The organism is Halomonas sp. DP5N14-9 (assembly GCF_019802175.1).
Lineage (GTDB): Bacteria > Pseudomonadota > Gammaproteobacteria > Pseudomonadales > Halomonadaceae > Halomonas > Halomonas litopenaei.
Genome location: NZ_JAHVHR010000002.1, coordinates 403,755 through 418,405, shown reverse-complemented (window position 1 = coordinate 418,405; position 14,651 = coordinate 403,755). Strand labels below are relative to the sequence as shown.

Here is a 14,651-nt window from a genome sequence, read left to right as displayed (position 1 = left end):
TTGATTATCTCAGCATACTTCGGTGCGAACTGGGCGCCATCGCAGTGATCTAGGTCAACAAAAGGATATTTTTTGCCGAAAGCGGCGAGAGGGCGACACCTCGTAAGGGAGAGGTGGAGCGACTCTTGGGAGAGAGGGTGGCGGCGAGCCTGGAGAGAGGGTGGCGGCGAGCGTGGAGAGAGAGCAGCGGCGGGAATCGAATCCCGGGACGACCCAGCCAGCCAGTCAGCAGGTTTTGCAATGCACAAGGAAGTCGAGCACCTTGTGCTCGCTCATCTCGCAAGGCTTCAGTTGCCACCCACGAGCGGTCAGGTAGCCATTGAGACTGACCATATCGTTGCCGCCCAACTCCCGCGCGAACACCTTGAGCGAGCGCCCTCGGTTGAAGGTGCGTCGGGTCATGGCGTAGCGGCGTCCCCGGTAGTGCACCTCGCTGTACCCCTCGGGCACACCTTCGAGCAAGAGCGCCAGGTCGTCGGGCGTCAGCTTGTCGGCTGTCAGATCGTCAGCAGCGGGATCTGAAGCCGGCTGCGGCCTGGCATCGGGCAAGTCTGGATGGGCCTTTGATGCTGCCGGCTTTCCAGTGGATGCTTGCGACATGGCATAGACCTCCAGGGCAATTGCTGCGGCGGCGAAGGGGCCGAGCGGTTATGCTGAGTCTACCCAAGTTTTCCCAGGCCAAGGAGGGATGCCCTGTGGCTGGAAGTAGCCTGTTAACCCTGATCGACGACATCGCCACCCTGCTCGACGATGTCTCGGTGATGACCAAGGTGGCGGCCAAGAAGACCGCCGGTGTTCTCGGCGACGATCTGGCGCTCAACGCCCAGCAGGTCACCGGCGTGGCGGCGGATCGCGAGCTGCCGGTGGTGTGGGCGGTGGCCAAGGGGTCGCTGTTCAACAAGTGTTTCCTGATTCCCGGCGCGCTGTTGATCAGCGCCTTCGTGCCCTGGCTGGTGACGGTACTGCTGATGCTTGGCGGGGCCTTTCTGTGCTTCGAGGGCGCCGAAAAGCTGGCCCACAAGTTCCTGCACAAGGAAGACGCCGAGCAGGAGCGCCAGGCGCGACTGGCGGCGCTGGCCGACGGCGAAACCGACATGAAGGCCTTTGAACGCGACAAGATCAAGGGCGCCATCCGCACCGACTTCATTCTCTCGGCGGAGATCATCGTCATCGCGCTGGGCACCGTCAGCGCCGCCCCCCTGAGCCAGCAGATCGCGGTGCTGGTGGCCATCGGCCTGCTGATCACCGTGGGCGTCTACGGCCTGGTGGCGGGGCTGGTCAAGCTCGACGACCTGGGGCTCTACCTGACGCAGAAGGACGGCGGCCTGGCACAGGCCCTGGGCCGAGGACTGCTCAAGGGCGCACCGCTATTGATGAAGGGATTGTCGATCTTCGGCACCCTGGCGATGTTCCTGGTCGGCGGTGGCATTCTTGCCCACGGCATCCCGGTGGTCGGGCACTGGATCGAGGGGCTGGCCGAGACCGAGGTAGCCCTTCCCGGCCTCGACGCCATCATGCACGGGCTGGTGCCAATGCTGGGGAACGGCCTGTTCGGCCTGGCCGTGGGTGCTGCCCTGGTGGCCGTCTGGACCGGCGTCCAGCGGCTTCGGGGCAAGGGCCACTGAATGTCAATGCTGGTCGATCATGCTTCGTTCGTCCTGGCCGTGGGCGCGGCTCAGGGGCAAGGGCCACTGATCGCGGATAGGTAGACAGGGGCGGAGTGTGCTCCTGGCATCAAGCAAGAAGGGCGACCCGTGGGTCGCCCTTCTTGTGTGGTGGATGGCCTTTTCCTGGCTTTGCCGATGGCCCTTTCCTGTCTTTACTGATGTGGGGCCTAGCCGGTAGCGCGTCGGCGTGCCGCGACCAGGGTACGCAGGGCGTCCACCGTCAGGAATATCACCAGGCTTACCCCCATTACCGGCATCGCCAGGCCCAGCAGCAGCGCCACCAGCGAAATGAGCGCCAGCACCGACAGCGGTAGTTCCAGCAGGGCCTGCCACAGCGTCTGGCTGTCGCGGGTCAGGGCACGGCGGCGCCACCACATGGCGTAGCCCCAGCCGACCATGGTCATGATGCCGATGCCGAGGGCGGCCAGCAGCAGTTGGTTGGGCAGGCCGAAGAGGATGCCCATATGGCCGTCGATGCCCCAGCGGGTGAGCTTGGCCGTAGGCGGGTAGTCGTTGAAGCTCACCTGATCCAGCACCTGAAAGCTTTGCGGATGGATTGCCACCTCGTCCACCTGGGACGGCCAGCTACGGTCGATCTCGCGCACCTTCCAGGCCTGATTGTCGCCGGGCACCAGCAACTCGATCTTGCCGGCGTCGAGGCCAGCCTCACGGGCCTGGCGTTCGACCGCGTCGAAGGCCTCAAGCGACCCCGACACGGTCGGGTGAGCGCCGGGCATGGCGTGGTCGGCGTGTGCGTCGTAGGCGACGTCGTGGGCCTGAAGCGACTGGGACACCCGAGGCGTCCCCCAGCCCGCGGCCTTGAGCATGGTGAAGAAGTTGTCGCCGGCGTACTTCGACCAGGTCATGCCGGTGGCCGACAGGGCCAGCAGGCCGACCAGCAGGAACAGCCCCAGCAGACTGTGGCGTCGGCGGGTGCGCAAGCGACGGGCGGTGCGGGTCTGCTTGCCGGGCTGCACTTGGGGCGAGGGAGTGACCGCCCAGATGGCCAGTCCGCCGAGGGCGGCGAGCCACATCCAGGAGGCGGCCAACTCGCTGTAGAGGCGGCCGGGATCGCCCTGCATCAGGCTGCGGTGGATCTGGTCGATGATCCGGCGTAGCGGCAGTACCCCACTGGTACCGTAGACAGTCATGTCGCCACGGATTTCGAGGCTTTGCGGGTCGACAAAGATGGCCCGGTGTTCGCCGGCATCTAGGCTTGGGTCTGCGAACATCACCCGGGTGGTGGCGCCGGGTTCGGGGGCCGGGCGCACGGCGCTGGGCAGGGCGGAATCATCGAGATAGTCCTGGGCCGCCGCGATCTGGCGTGACAATGGCCGGGCCAAGGTCGCGGAAGCGCTGTCCGAACCGGTGGTCAGGGCGTCCCGGTACAGTGCCTGCTCCAGTGCCGGGGTCAGCGCATAGAGCGTGCCGGTGAGGGCGGCGAAGAAGATGAAGGGGCCGACCAGCAGGCCGATATAGAAGTGCAGTCGTATCACCAGCGTCTTCAGCGCCGGCGCAACGGGTTTCGCGTGCGTCGTCATGGTCATTCTCTTGGAGGCGGAGGTGCCGACGGCGATGCCGTTCGGTGGCTCTGGAGGCGGTGGCCTCGATGGATCACGACAATGACGCGGGAGGGGCGCGGGGAGTCGGACGCTGGAAGCGCCCGCTGACAACGGGGGGAATGCCTGCAGCACAACGTGCCGGCGGGGCCCGCGGCGCCAGGCTAACCAATACCAGCAACAGCAGGGCCAGCCACGGCACCTGGGCAAACAGTACGCAGTAGCCACAGGCGGCCAGGTGATGATGCCCGGCGTCACCGATAGCCCCCTCGGCGGCAGGCTCGAACGTGCCGTGCCCCTCGACCTTGCCGACCGCCCCCTCGGCGGCAGGCTCAAACGTGCCGTGCCCCTCGACCTTGCCGACCGCCCCCTCGGCGGCAGGCTCAAACGCGCCGTGCCCCTCTACTTCCGTGGCGCTCGGCGTGGGATCATGCTGGGCATGGCCTTGTCCGGTGCCTTGAGCCAGGCCTTGGTGGTGACCATGTCCATGGTGGTGTTGTCGACCGGCCTCGTCCTCCATCGCCAGGCGCTGGACCTGGCTGATCAGTGGGCCTACGAACAGCATCAGCATGGCCAGCACCGCCAGCAGGCAGACCCGGCGCTGACGGCGGGGTCGGGAGCTCAAGAGACGAGCGGCTGAGGGCATGAAAGAGGCAACCTTAGCGATCGGGAATATGCAGACGGGCCACTATAGTGCAGCGCCTGGCGTTTGCCCACGGTGGAGGCATGCTCTTCCGAGGGACCTGTGCCGGCGGCAATAGGGGCACACGGGACAGCAGCACCAGCCAGGGAGCTTTCAATGGGTGACCGCTTTGAAGAAGGCGAAGAGATCGATGAATGGATCGATGTGCGCCAGGGGCCGCATCCTGGGCCGGACCGAGAGGCGCCATCGCTTGGCAGCCAACGGCTGGATCGGCCGCTCCATGGGCCGTTGAACCAGTCTCGATGTCAGCCGTTGTCGCTGGGCTATCAGGCGCTGCTGGAGGAGGGACATCTGGTTGCCGATGCCGCCCAGGCCCGGGCGGTCGAGGCGCTGGACGCATTGCAGCAGGAGCTCGCTGGCGGCGTGACGAGCCGGGGCCTGTACCTCTGGGGGCCGGTGGGTCGTGGCAAGACCTGGCTGATGGATCTGTTCGTCGAATGCAGTCCGGTGACGGTGCGTCGTTGGCACTTTCATCACTTCATGCGCTGGGTGCACCAGCGTCAGTTTTACTGGCGCGGACAGCCCGACCCGCTGGCAAGGCTCGCCGAGGAGCTTTCCGCCGAGGTCGGGGTGCTGTGTCTCGATGAGGTGTTCGTCGAGGACATCGCCGACGCCATGCTGCTGGGCGGGCTGATGCAGCAGCTGTTCGCCAGACGCCTGACGCTGGTGGCTACCTCGAACCAGCCGCCGGCCGAGCTCTATCGCGATGGCTTCAATCGCGAGCGTTTCCTGCCGGCCATCGCCGCCATGCAGGCCCATCTTCAGGTGCTCGAACTGGATGGCGGTCAGGATCATCGCCGCCATCCCGGCGACGTTCACCAGCGCTATTTTGTGCGTAGGGCCGGCGACCCCGGCATTCTGTCCGAGCAGTTTGTTCGGCTGAGCGGCAGGGCGGCGACGCCCCGAACACTGGCGCTTGGTGGCCGCAAGCTGGAGGCCAGAGGCCTCGAAGGCCAGGTACTCTGGTGCGACTTCGCGGCCCTGTGCGAGGCGCCGCTGGCGGCGCTCGACTTTATCGCGCTATGTGATCGCTTCGATACGCTGTTGCTGGGGGAGGTGCCGTGCCTGGCTTCCAGGCCTGATGAGGATGACAGCGACGGCAGAGCCGCGCCGGATCGGCGACCGGGCGCTCCGCGTCCCATCGCTCGGGGTACCGAAGACGCCAGTGAGCGGGTGGCCGCCGGTGATCGCGTACTGCCGCCGCTGGGAGCCAGGGACGACAGCGTGCGTCGCTTTATTGCCCTGGTCGACGAATGCTACGACCGCCGGGTACCGCTGGTGATCGAGGCGTCGGTGGCGATGGAGGAGCTTTATCCCGACGGCTATCTGGCGTTTGCCTTCCGGCGCACCCTGAGCCGGCTTGGCGAAATGCAGCTGGCGCGCTTCGGGCAGCGCCGGTTGCCTTGATCCTTCCGGCGTCAGCCTGGGCGAGGCCGCGCTTGGCAGGCGCCGTCGAAAAGTGTCGGCAAGGACAACAACGCTCACAAGTGAACGGCAATAGACGGAAGTGGACAGCAATGGACGAAAATCGACAGATGAACGGGATCACCATCGAGCGCTTGAGCGCCGCTTCGCAACAGCTTGACCAGGTCGCCGACTGGACCTTTGACGCCTGGGGGCACCTGCATCCGGAGGCCGACATCGCCGGCTGGCGACAGGCGGTGGCTCAGATGTGCGGTCCGGCCGGGGTGCCCTCGGTGTTCGTGGCGATGAAGGAGGGGCAGGCCCTGGGCACGGCGAGCCTGTCGCCGGATGACATGAGCATTCGCCGGGAACTGTCGCCGTGGCTCGCCTCGGTCTACGTGCCGCCCGAACAACGCGGTCAGGGGCTCGCCTCCGCACTGGTACGGCGGGTGGAGCGGGAGGCCCGCGACCACGGCATCGAATGGCTTCACCTCTACACGCCGGATCAGCAGTCACTGTATCGCCGGCTGGGGTGGGAGGAGCTCGAAGAGCTCGACTACCTGGGTGAGCGGGTCACCATCTTGCGGCGGCGGCTGATTGATGGGTGAAGTGAAAAGGTTTGTCGGAGGATGGACTGTGCTCAAACAGTCTTTTTCGGAAGTTATCTGGTTGAATTTTTTATAAAAAACGAAGGTGTGTGGTGGGGTGGGCTAGCCGCTGGGTTTGCCGCAGGCTAGCCTTCGTCAGGAGTATGCCATCTACCTTTTTGCAATCGACTGACCCGGAGATCATGCCATGGACAAGCACACCATCGAAGGCAAGTGGAAGGAACTGAGCGGTGCCGCCAAGGAAAAGTGGGGAGAACTCACCGACGACGAGATTCAGCAGGCCGAAGGCAACAAGGAAAAGCTGATCGGCATCATCCAGCAGAAGTTTGGCCTGGCCAGAGAAGAGGTGGAGAAGGAGTTCGACAAGCTCAAGGGCCGGCTCGATCAGTAGCGGCGAGTGCCGCGGGCTCTGTCGCCCGTGCGGGCAGGCAGCGTCTTGTACCAGCGGGGAGTCATCGTGACTCCCCGTTGTTCGTTGTGGGTCAGGTCTGGTGTCCTCAGGTGCTCTCACCTTCCAGCAGGGCGAAGCCAACGTCGATCTGGCGTTCGGGGTCACGGCCCTCCAGACGGTCGATGATCTGCGAGGCGGCGAGCCGGCCGATGGCCTCGCGGGGGGAGGAGATGGTGGTCAGACGCGGCATCAGCGAGCGGCCGAAGGGCAGCCCGGTAAACCCGGCGATGGCGATGTCGTCGGGTACTCGCAGGCCCCGGCGCTGTGCGCCCAGCAGGGCGCCGCTGGCCATTACATCGTCGACGAAGTGGATCGCCTCGACGCCCGGGTGGTGGCGACGGACCTCGTCCAGCGCCGTGGCGCCCAGATCGAAGTGGCTGTCCTGGTGCCACTCCATCAGCGGGGCCGCAAGTCCGGCCTTCTCGAGCCTGGTGCGGTGGCCGGCGTAGCGCTGGGCGGCGCGATAGTTGGACTCGAGCCGGGTGCCGGCGAAGACGATATGACGGTAGCCCCGAGCGATCAGATGATCGGCCATGGCGGCGCCTGCCTTTTCGTGGTCCATGCCGACGTTCATGTCCAGCGCCGGGCCCAGTTCCATGATTTCCACCAGCGGTCGAGGAAAACGTTCCAGCAGCGCGCTCAGCCCCGGCTGGTGGCGCAGGCCGGTGGTCACCAGGGCGGTAGGGGACCAGCCGAGAAAGGTGCGGATCAGCTCTTCTTCGCGCTGCATGCTGTAGTCGGTGTTGCCCAGCAGCATCTGGTAGCCGTGCTGATCGAACTGTGCCTGCAGCCCCTGGATGACCTCGACGAACACCACATTGGACAGCGACGGCACGATCACCGGAATGAAACGCGAACTGGCCGATGCCAGGCTACCGGCCACCATGTTGGGCACGTAGCCAACCTTGGCGATCGCCGCCTCCACCTTGTTGCGGGTGGTCTCGCGTACGCTCTCCGGGCGGTGAATCGCCCGGGATACGGTGATCGAGGAAACACCAGCCTCACGGGCGACGTCGTCAAGCGTCGGGTTGTCCAGGCCCTTGCGGCGGCGGCGATCACCGCCCTGGGTCTCGTTCATCGGACTCTCCTTGATCGATGGCATCAGAGGGACGCCTGCCTTCCATGGTATGCCGAATGGAGCGCGCTGGCTCGCTCGTTCCCGGGCTGTCTACGTCGCAGGTCGGTGGAGACATGGCCCAGTTCCACGGCCTCGAGCGGCGGATGCCGAGCGCTTCATGCAGGGCAGCTTGGATCAAACGCTGCGCGCCTCGGGGCACCCATGGTCCCGACACCGGGATCACGGCGGTAGTTAGACATTGGTCGATGCCTATCGCTTTCGTGCTTGTGCAACAAGGGACTCTGGACTAAAAATGTTAGCGCTAACATCTTGCAGGACAGCAGCGGTGATCTTCACTCATCATCGTCGACCGGATTTCCTATCGTCCTGTTATCGGTATTGGTCGCTGGCCTCCGATGTGCCGGGGACAGATACCGCCTCCCTGCTCCTTCCGCAGATGAAGTCGAAGCAGGCCATACTCTTGTTTGTCGGCCCTGACGGCCTCGTTCCCGGAGAGCAGCATGAGCGAATCATCCACAACATCCGCCGGATCCCCTGTCTGTGGCGTGGTGGGGCTTGGCGCCATGGGCATGGGTATCGCCCGAAGCCTTCTGCGTGGCGGCCTTGAGGTGATCGGTTGCGACGTTTCCAGCGCCTCCCGTCAGGCCTTCGAGGAAGCCGGTGGCGAGGCGGTGGCGTCGGCCCGTGAGCTGGCGCCGCGCTGTGACGTGGTGCTGCTGGTGGTCGTCAACGCCGATCAGGTCGAGGCGGTGCTATTTGGAGAAGATGGCCTGGCGGCGACGCTTGCGTCGGGCAGCCTGGTGATCCAGTGCGCCACCGTGGCGCCGAGTTTCGCCGAATCCCTGGGACGCCGACTGGCAGAGGCTGGGCTGATGATGCTCGACGCCCCGATCAGCGGCGGGGCGGCCAAGGCGGCCAGCGGAGAGCTGTCGGTGATGGCCTCCGGGAGTGCTGAGGCCTTCGCCCTGGCCGAGGCACCGCTTGGTGCCATGGCGGCCACGGTCCACCGGCTGGGTGACACGCCGGGGCCCGGCTCCAGCGTCAAGCTGGTCAATCAGCACCTGGCCGGGGTGCATATCGCCGCCGCCGCCGAGGCCATGGCGCTGGGCCTGAAGATGGGCATCGACGGTCGCGCGCTGTACCGGGTGATTACCCAGTCGGCGGGCAATTCGTGGATGTTCGAGAACCGGGTGCCGCACATTCTGGACGGCGACTATCACCCGCTGTCGGCCGTGGACATCTTCGTCAAGGACCTCAACATCGTCCACGACACCGGCCGCGAACTGCGCCTGTCGATGCCAGTGGCGGCCAGCGCCCTGCAGCAGTTTACCGCCGCCAGCGGCATGGGGCTGGGACGCGAAGACGACGCCGCAGTGGTCAAGGTCTACGCCGCCACCGCAGGGATCGCACTGCCCGCGGCCAATGACGACGACGCCGGATAAGGCCGCGTCGCAGCCGTGCCCCTCCCCTTTATTCACCGTATTTGACGAGGACTGACCATGACTCTGGTACTCGGCGCCATCGCCGATGATTTCACCGGCGCCACCGACCTGGCCAACAATCTGGTGCGCTCCGGCATGCGCACCGTGCAGATGCTCGGTGTGCCCACCGGCAAGCCGCTTCCGGAAGGTGTCGACGCCGTGGTCGTCGCGCTCAAGTCGCGCACCTGCCCGGTGGAGGAGGCGCTGGCCGACAGCCTGGCGGCGCTGGACTGGCTGACCGAACAGGGCGCACGGCAGGTCTTCTTCAAGTACTGCTCGACGTTTGATTCCACCGCCGAGGGCAATATCGGCCCGGTGGCCGATGCCCTGCTCGAGCGTCTGGGCGGCGATCAGACGGTGATGGTGCCGGCCTTTCCGACGACCGGACGCACGGTCTATCAGGGTCACCTGTTCGTCGGCGATCGCCTGCTCAACGACAGCGGCATGCAGGATCACCCGCTCAATCCGATGACCGACGCCGATCTGGTGCGGGTGCTGGGCGCGCAGACGTCGCATGCGGTGGGGCTTCTGTCCCACTCGGTGATCCGCCAGGGCGCCGAGGCCTGTGCCAGCCACCTCGAACGCCTGGGAGGTGACAAGGTCCGCCACGTCATCTGTGACACCCTGGATGACGCCGACCTTGAGGTGCTGGCTGCGGCCTGCGTCGAGCTGCCCCTGGTCACCGGCGGCTCGGGCCTTGGCCAGGCGCTGCCCGCCGAGTATCGGCGCAAGGGCTGGCTTGAGGCGGTCGACGATGCGGCTCGGTTGGCCTCGGCCCAGGGACAGGCCCTGGTGCTTTCCGGTAGCTGCTCGCGGGCGACCCTGGCCCAGGTCGAGCACTTCCTCGAGCGCCATCCGGGGATCGCCCTGGACCCGCTGGCGCTGGCCGAGGGTGACGCGCCCATCGCCGAGGCGCTGGACTTCGTGCGTCGCCACTATCGTGACTCGCCGGATGAACCGGTGCTGGTCTACGCCTCGGCTGCACCCGAGCGGGTCAAGGCCGCCCAGCAGCGCCTGGGTGTGGCCAAGGCGGGCGAGCTGGTCGAGCGGGCCCTGGCGACCCTGGCCGCCACCTTGGTGGACGAAGGTGTCGGCAGGTTGCTGGTGGCCGGCGGCGAGACCTCCGGTGCGGTGGTCTCGGCGCTGTCGCTGGACCAGTTGCATATCGGCGGGCAGATCGATGCCGGGGTGCCCTGGACCCAGGCCCGCGTCGGCGGGTCGACCCTGTCGCTGGCGCTCAAGTCCGGCAACTTCGGCGGCGTCGATATCTTCAGCCGCGGCTTTCAGGTGCTCAAGGAGATGAGCCAATGAGTGCACGTGACGTCAATCGTCTGCGCGAGCAGATCGCGACCTACGGCAAGTCATTGTTCGACCGCGGCCTGACCATGGGCTCCAGCGGCAATATCAGTGTGCGTCTGGACGACGGCGGCTGGTTGATGACCCCGACCAACGCCTGCCTGGGAGGACTCGATCCGGCCAGCATCTCGACGTTGTCGGCGACGGGGGAATGGCTCGATGGCGACAAGCCGACCAAGGAAAGTTTCCTGCATATGGCGATGTACGCCGAGCGGCCCCAGTCCGAGGCCATCGTCCACCTGCACTCGACCCACTCGGTGGCGGTATCCTGCCTGCCGGATGTGGACCACCACGACTGCATTCCGCCGCTGACCGCCTACTACGTGATGCGCGTCGGCCGCCTGCCGCTGGTGCCCTACCACGTACCGGGGGACCCCAGCCTTGGCGACGCGGTACGTGGGCTCGCCGGCAAGCACAGCGCGGTGCTGCTGGCCAACCACGGCCCGGTGGTGGCGGGCAAGTCGCTGGAAGCAGCGGTCTACGCCACCGAAGAGCTCGAGGAGACCGCCAAGCTGTTCCTGCTGCTGCGCGGCCAGAATCCTCGTGGGTTGACGCCAGAACAGGTAGAGGAGCTCGAAGCACGCTTCCCCCGAGACTGACACGGCGCTTGCTGCGTCGATCTCAAGGCCCGCACGACAATGACAATCAGGAGAGCGAGATGCCCCGCCTGGCCGCCAACCTCAGCATGATGTTCACCGAACACGCCTTTCTCGACCGCTTTGGTGCCGCCGCCAAGGCGGGCTTTACCGGCGTCGAGTACCTCTTCCCCTATGACTTCGAGGCGCACGAACTGCGTGAGCGGCTCGACCAACATGGGCTGACGCAGGTGCTGTTCAACCTGCCCCCCGGCGACTGGGAGGCCGGCGAGCGAGGCCTTGCCAGCCTGCCGGGGCGCGAGGGGGAGTTCCGCGAGGGACTCGAGCGCGCGCTCGACTACGCCGCGGCGCTCGACTGTCCGCGCCTGCATGCCATGGCGGGGCTGCTGCCGCAAGGCGCCAGCGAGGCCACCCGAGAGGCCCATCTGGCCACCTACGTCGACAACCTTTCCCATGCCGCCGAGGCCTGTGGCCGGGCCGGGCGCACCCTGTTGATCGAGCCGATCAACGGTCGCGACATGCCGGACTTCCTGTTGCAGCGCCAGGAGCTTGCCAGGGAGGTGATCCAGCGCGTCGGCTCACCCCACCTCAGGCTGCAGTTCGACCTGTACCACTGCCAGATCGTCCAGGGCGACCTGATCCGTACCCTGGAAGCGCAGTTCGATGTGGTGGGACACGTTCAGCTCGCCGGGGTCCCGGAGCGCCATGAACCGGACCAGGGGGAGGTGAACTTTGGCCCGGTGCTCGAGCGTCTCGACGCCCTTGGCTATGACGGCTGGATCGGTTGTGAATATCGTCCCGCAGGTGACACCGTCGATGGCCTGGGCTGGGCGCGCGCCCATGGTGTTGTTGCCAAATAACTCGCCGCCGAAGGAGGAGGGCTTCCATGCATATCTTGATGACTGGTGCCTCTGGTGTATCGCTGGGGCAGCGCCCGGCGTGGGCCATCGTCCCCAAAGGAGGAGAACACCCATGCATATCTTGATTACTGGTGCAGCCGGCTTCCTTGGCCAACGTCTGGTTCAGGCGCTGCTGGCCAAGGGCGAGGTCAACGGCCAGCCGCTTTCACGCCTGACCCTGGTCGACCAGAGCACGCCGCCTCACCCGCAGGACTCAGGCCAGGTGGCGGTGACGTCCACCGCTCGGGATCTTACCGAAGAGAGAGCCTGGGACGCCCTGCTGGATGGCGCCCCGGACGTGATCTACCACCTGGCGGCGGTGGTCAGTTCTGCCGCCGAGGCCGATCTGGAGCTGGGGCTTGCGGTCAACTTCGACGCCACCCGGGCGCTGCTCGACGGCTGCCGCCAGCGCGGCCTGGCCACGACCCGGGTGATCATGGCCAGCTCGGTGGCGGTGTACGGCGGCGAGTTGCCCGAGGTGCTCGACGACATGACCGCGCTGCGGCCCCAGAGCTCCTACGGCAGCCAGAAGGCCATGTGCGAGTTGTTGATCAACGACTACAGTCGACGGGGCCTGATCGACGGTCTGGTGCTGCGCCTGCCGACCATCGTCATTCGGCCAGGCCGGCCCAACGCCGCGGCCTCGAGCTTTGCCTCCAGCATCCTGCGTGAGCCCCTGAACGGCGAGGCCGCGGTGTGCCCGGTGCCCACCGAGCTCGAACTGTTCGTGATGTCGCCTGGCAAGGTGGTTCAGGCGCTGGTCCACGGCGCCGAAGTCGCCGCCGATGCCCTGGGTGACTTCCGCGCCTTCATGCTGCCGGGTATCAGCGTGAACGTGGCGGCCATGCTCGACGCGCTGGAGCGTCAGGGTGGCGCTCAGGCGCGGGAGCTGGTGAGTTTCGAGCCGGATGAGCGTATCCGCGCCATCGTCGAGAGCTGGCCTGGGCGCTTTCGTACCGACAAGGCTGAGGCCCTTGGCTTTGTCGGTGACAGCGACTTCGATGCCATCGTCGCGGCCTTTGTCGAGGATCAGGCGACGGGCTAGCGCTAGCGGTGGGGAATCGAGGCTGAAGGCGGTTGCCCAAGGGCTGGCGCGGGTGCTTGGCGCGAGTCCTTGGCGCGGGGCCTTGGCGAGAGTCCTTGGCGTGGGTGCCTAGCGTGGGTGCTTAGCGTGGGTCTTCGGGGGTATCCAGGTCGCGCACCACGCCGGGATCATCGACGTCGATCTCGAGCAGTGCCTGGCGGTGGCGGTGCAGTAACGCTCGGGCGCCGTCCTGGCCGTGAAGCTGCGTCATCTCGGGCCAGAAGTCGCAGCCAACGATCACCGGGTGGCCGGGTTGGCCGTGAAAGCGCGGCCTGACCAGTCGGTCGGCCCTGGCGCTGGCGGCAAGCCGGCGGCAAGTCGGTGCCGAGATCCAGGCCATGTCGCCGAGCCATACCGCCGCTGCGGTGAGCTCAGTACGTTGCTGCTGGCGTTGCTGAAGCAGCCAGCGAAAGGCCGCCGACAGGCTGTCGCCGAGGGCGTCGCTGGGACGTTCAAGCGACAGCAGCTCGAGGTTGGCAGACGGTGCAAGGTCCCAGTCGGCGAGGCTCTCGCCCGGCCCCAGCACCACCAGCCGCCGAGGGGTCAGCTCGGCCGCCGCCGCAAGGCTTGCCGCCAGCAGCCGACGACCATCCTTGAGGCGTGCATGGCGCTTGTCCGCGGCGCCGAAGCGCCGTGAACGACCCGCCGCCGCTACTACACAAATCAGTGGGGTGACGTGGGACGGATGGCGGCTTTCCTCACAAGAGGGGGTTGAAGCGGGAGTGCCCGACTGGCCGCTAGAGCGCATGGCGGTCCTTGCCCCGGCGTACCCGAACGATATCGGCCATCACCGCCAGGGCGATCTCCGCCGGGGTCTTGCTGCCCAGGTTCAAGCCGATCGGCATATGGATACGCGCGATCTCGTCATCGCTCAGACCACCGCTGCGGGATAGCCGCTCTGCCCGTGCCCGGGACGTCTGCAGCGATCCCATCACTCCGATATAGAACGCCTCGGAGCGTACCGCCTCGATCATCGCCAGATCATCGATGCGCGGGTCGTGGGTCAGCGCCACCACCGCCGTGGCAGCATGGCAGCCGCCTTCGGCGATAAAGCGGGACGGTAGGGTCGCCACCTTCTCGATGTTGCCGGAGGCGCCCCCGAGTTCATCGATAAAGGACTCCAGCATGCCTTCCCGAGGGTCGCAGACGATCACCTCGAAGCCGAGCCCCACGGCGAACTGGGCGCAGGCGACGGCCACCGGCGAGACCCCGGCAAGCAGCAGTCGGGCGGCTGGGCCGACGCGCAGTTGCGCACTGGCCTCACCATTCCCATCGACCAGAACGACGCGATCACCCAGGCCATCGTCTTGAACGAGTGAACGCGCGCCGCTGTCCAGATCGACGCGGCGAATCAGCGGCTTGCGTCCTTCCAGCGCCGCCTCCAGGGCGGAGAAGTGCGCCAGTGCCGCCTGGCCGGGGGCGAAGCGTTCGACCAGGACGTCGAGCACGCCGCCGCAGGGAAGGCTGGGCGCCGGGTAGTCGACGTCGTCGCCGGCGCCGTAGCGCACCCGCCTGACCGGCGTATCGAAATCACCCTGCCCAAGGCGCTCAAGAAAGTCCTCCTCGACGCAGCCGCCGGACAGCGAGCCAACGTGATCACCGTCACGGGTAGCAGCCAGCCAGGCGCCGGGTTCGCGTGGTGAGGAGCCATAGGTGGACAGCACCGTGGCCAGCCACAGGGTGCGCCCGTCGCGCAGCCAGGCGAGGGCACGTCGCACCACCGTAAGATCCAGATGTTGCATGGTCAGCGTGTCCTGTGTGTGAC

General features: G+C 66.4%; 15 protein-coding genes. 9 read left to right on the top strand and 6 right to left on the bottom strand.

From position 1 onward, the window contains the following. Nucleotides 1-225: 225 nt before the first annotated feature. Complete coding sequence (locus KUW00_RS03465) at nucleotides 226-600, bottom strand: hypothetical protein (protein WP_261391954.1); 375 nt, start codon at nucleotides 598-600, stop codon at nucleotides 226-228. Between the two features lie 95 nt (nucleotides 601-695). Here KUW00_RS03465 and KUW00_RS03460 point away from each other — a divergent pair, with 95 nt between their 5' ends. After that, nucleotides 696-1,625: a DUF808 domain-containing protein gene (locus KUW00_RS03460; protein ID WP_108131280.1), complete on the top strand. Its 930-nt coding sequence runs from the start codon at nucleotides 696-698 to the stop codon at nucleotides 1,623-1,625. Between the two features lie 209 nt (nucleotides 1,626-1,834). Here the strand turns inward: KUW00_RS03460 and KUW00_RS03455 are convergent, their stop codons facing one another. Both KUW00_RS03455 and KUW00_RS03450 read right to left on the bottom strand, forming a co-directional pair. After that, nucleotides 1,835-3,208: a PepSY-associated TM helix domain-containing protein gene (locus KUW00_RS03455; RefSeq protein ID WP_222568232.1), complete on the bottom strand. Its 1,374-nt coding sequence runs from the start codon at nucleotides 3,206-3,208 to the stop codon at nucleotides 1,835-1,837. Nucleotides 3,209-3,281: 73 nt separating this feature from the next. Then, nucleotides 3,282-3,872: a DUF2946 family protein gene (locus tag KUW00_RS03450; protein WP_222568231.1), complete on the bottom strand. Its 591-nt coding sequence runs from the start codon at nucleotides 3,870-3,872 to the stop codon at nucleotides 3,282-3,284. A 153-nt stretch (nucleotides 3,873-4,025) separates the two neighbouring features. On the opposite strand from KUW00_RS03450, the gene zapE reads away from it, so the two are divergent. From zapE to KUW00_RS03435, 3 genes are all read left to right on the top strand, one after another. Then, complete coding sequence (gene zapE / locus KUW00_RS03445; RefSeq protein ID WP_222568230.1) at nucleotides 4,026-5,336, top strand: cell division protein ZapE; 1,311 nt, start codon at nucleotides 4,026-4,028, stop codon at nucleotides 5,334-5,336. 110 nt (nucleotides 5,337-5,446) lie between these two features. Continuing rightward, nucleotides 5,447-5,941 (top strand): GNAT family N-acetyltransferase, encoded by a 495-nt coding sequence (locus KUW00_RS03440; protein ID WP_261391953.1) that lies wholly within the window; start codon nucleotides 5,447-5,449, stop codon nucleotides 5,939-5,941. Nucleotides 5,942-6,128: 187 nt separating this feature from the next. Beyond that, a complete protein-coding gene (locus KUW00_RS03435) occupies nucleotides 6,129-6,332 on the top strand; it encodes a CsbD family protein (RefSeq protein ID WP_045990910.1) in 204 nt (67 codons plus the stop codon). 106 nt (nucleotides 6,333-6,438) lie between these two features. On the opposite strand, the gene KUW00_RS03430 is transcribed toward KUW00_RS03435, so the two are convergent. Next, nucleotides 6,439-7,470 carry a LacI family DNA-binding transcriptional regulator gene (locus KUW00_RS03430; RefSeq protein WP_222568229.1) on the bottom strand — a complete coding sequence of 344 codons (1,032 nt, stop codon included), beginning with the start codon at nucleotides 7,468-7,470 and terminating at the stop codon, nucleotides 6,439-6,441. A gap of 500 nt (nucleotides 7,471-7,970) precedes the next feature. Between KUW00_RS03430 and ltnD the strand changes: the two genes are divergently transcribed. The 5 genes from ltnD to denD all read left to right on the top strand — a co-directional run bounded on the left by ltnD (nucleotide 7,971) and on the right by denD (nucleotide 12,847). After that, the gene (ltnD, locus tag KUW00_RS03425) at nucleotides 7,971-8,912 is read left to right on the top strand and encodes an L-threonate dehydrogenase (RefSeq protein ID WP_108448013.1); all 942 of its coding nucleotides are present in this window, start codon (nucleotides 7,971-7,973) and stop codon (nucleotides 8,910-8,912) included. 57 nt (nucleotides 8,913-8,969) lie between these two features. Then, nucleotides 8,970-10,262: a 3-oxo-tetronate kinase gene (otnK, locus tag KUW00_RS03420; RefSeq protein WP_222568228.1), complete on the top strand. Its 1,293-nt coding sequence runs from the start codon at nucleotides 8,970-8,972 to the stop codon at nucleotides 10,260-10,262. Beyond that, on the top strand, nucleotides 10,259-10,906 hold the full coding sequence (gene otnC / locus KUW00_RS03415) for a 3-oxo-tetronate 4-phosphate decarboxylase (protein WP_222568227.1): 648 nt from the start codon (nucleotides 10,259-10,261) through the stop codon (nucleotides 10,904-10,906). The genes otnK and otnC overlap by 4 nt, the downstream gene beginning before the upstream one ends. Before the next feature lie 59 nt (nucleotides 10,907-10,965). Then, nucleotides 10,966-11,763, top strand: a complete 798-nt coding sequence (gene otnI / locus KUW00_RS03410) for a 2-oxo-tetronate isomerase (RefSeq protein WP_222568226.1) — start codon at nucleotides 10,966-10,968, stop codon at nucleotides 11,761-11,763. Nucleotides 11,764-11,875: 112 nt separating this feature from the next. Beyond that, complete coding sequence (gene denD, locus KUW00_RS03405) at nucleotides 11,876-12,847, top strand: D-erythronate dehydrogenase (protein WP_222568225.1); 972 nt, start codon at nucleotides 11,876-11,878, stop codon at nucleotides 12,845-12,847. A 121-nt stretch (nucleotides 12,848-12,968) separates the two neighbouring features. Here denD and KUW00_RS03400 read toward each other — a convergent pair whose 3' ends face one another. Both KUW00_RS03400 and KUW00_RS03395 read right to left on the bottom strand, forming a co-directional pair. Continuing rightward, the gene (locus tag KUW00_RS03400) at nucleotides 12,969-13,634 is read right to left on the bottom strand and encodes an NTP transferase domain-containing protein (RefSeq protein ID WP_222568224.1); all 666 of its coding nucleotides are present in this window, start codon (nucleotides 13,632-13,634) and stop codon (nucleotides 12,969-12,971) included. Further along, a complete protein-coding gene (locus KUW00_RS03395; protein ID WP_222568223.1) occupies nucleotides 13,624-14,628 on the bottom strand; it encodes an XdhC family protein in 1,005 nt (334 codons plus the stop codon). Before KUW00_RS03395 ends, KUW00_RS03400 begins: the two co-directional genes overlap by 11 nt. Between the last annotated feature and the right edge of the window lie 23 nt (nucleotides 14,629-14,651).

Excerpts from the sequence above, each read along its gene's own strand:
- otnK (WP_222568228.1), top strand. The coding sequence starts at position 8,970 with ATGACTCTGGTACTCGGCGCCATCGCCGATGATTTCACCGGCGCCACC.
- denD (WP_222568225.1), top strand. The coding sequence starts at position 11,876 with ATGCATATCTTGATTACTGGTGCAGCCGGCTTCCTTGGCCAACGTCTG.
- otnC (WP_222568227.1), top strand. The coding sequence starts at position 10,259 with ATGAGTGCACGTGACGTCAATCGTCTGCGCGAGCAGATCGCGACCTAC.
- KUW00_RS03400 (WP_222568224.1), bottom strand. The coding sequence starts at position 13,634 with ATGCGCTCTAGCGGCCAGTCGGGCACTCCCGCTTCAACCCCCTCTTGT.
- KUW00_RS03440 (WP_261391953.1), top strand. The coding sequence starts at position 5,447 with ATGGACGAAAATCGACAGATGAACGGGATCACCATCGAGCGCTTGAGC.
- otnI (WP_222568226.1), top strand. The coding sequence starts at position 10,966 with ATGCCCCGCCTGGCCGCCAACCTCAGCATGATGTTCACCGAACACGCC.
- KUW00_RS03455 (WP_222568232.1), bottom strand. The coding sequence starts at position 3,208 with ATGACGACGCACGCGAAACCCGTTGCGCCGGCGCTGAAGACGCTGGTG.
- KUW00_RS03465 (WP_261391954.1), bottom strand. The coding sequence starts at position 600 with ATGTCGCAAGCATCCACTGGAAAGCCGGCAGCATCAAAGGCCCATCCA.
- ltnD (WP_108448013.1), top strand. The coding sequence starts at position 7,971 with ATGAGCGAATCATCCACAACATCCGCCGGATCCCCTGTCTGTGGCGTG.
- KUW00_RS03435 (WP_045990910.1), top strand. The coding sequence starts at position 6,129 with ATGGACAAGCACACCATCGAAGGCAAGTGGAAGGAACTGAGCGGTGCC.
- zapE (WP_222568230.1), top strand. The coding sequence starts at position 4,026 with ATGGGTGACCGCTTTGAAGAAGGCGAAGAGATCGATGAATGGATCGAT.
- KUW00_RS03450 (WP_222568231.1), bottom strand. The coding sequence starts at position 3,872 with ATGCCCTCAGCCGCTCGTCTCTTGAGCTCCCGACCCCGCCGTCAGCGC.
- KUW00_RS03430 (WP_222568229.1), bottom strand. The coding sequence starts at position 7,470 with ATGAACGAGACCCAGGGCGGTGATCGCCGCCGCCGCAAGGGCCTGGAC.
- KUW00_RS03395 (WP_222568223.1), bottom strand. The coding sequence starts at position 14,628 with ATGCAACATCTGGATCTTACGGTGGTGCGACGTGCCCTCGCCTGGCTG.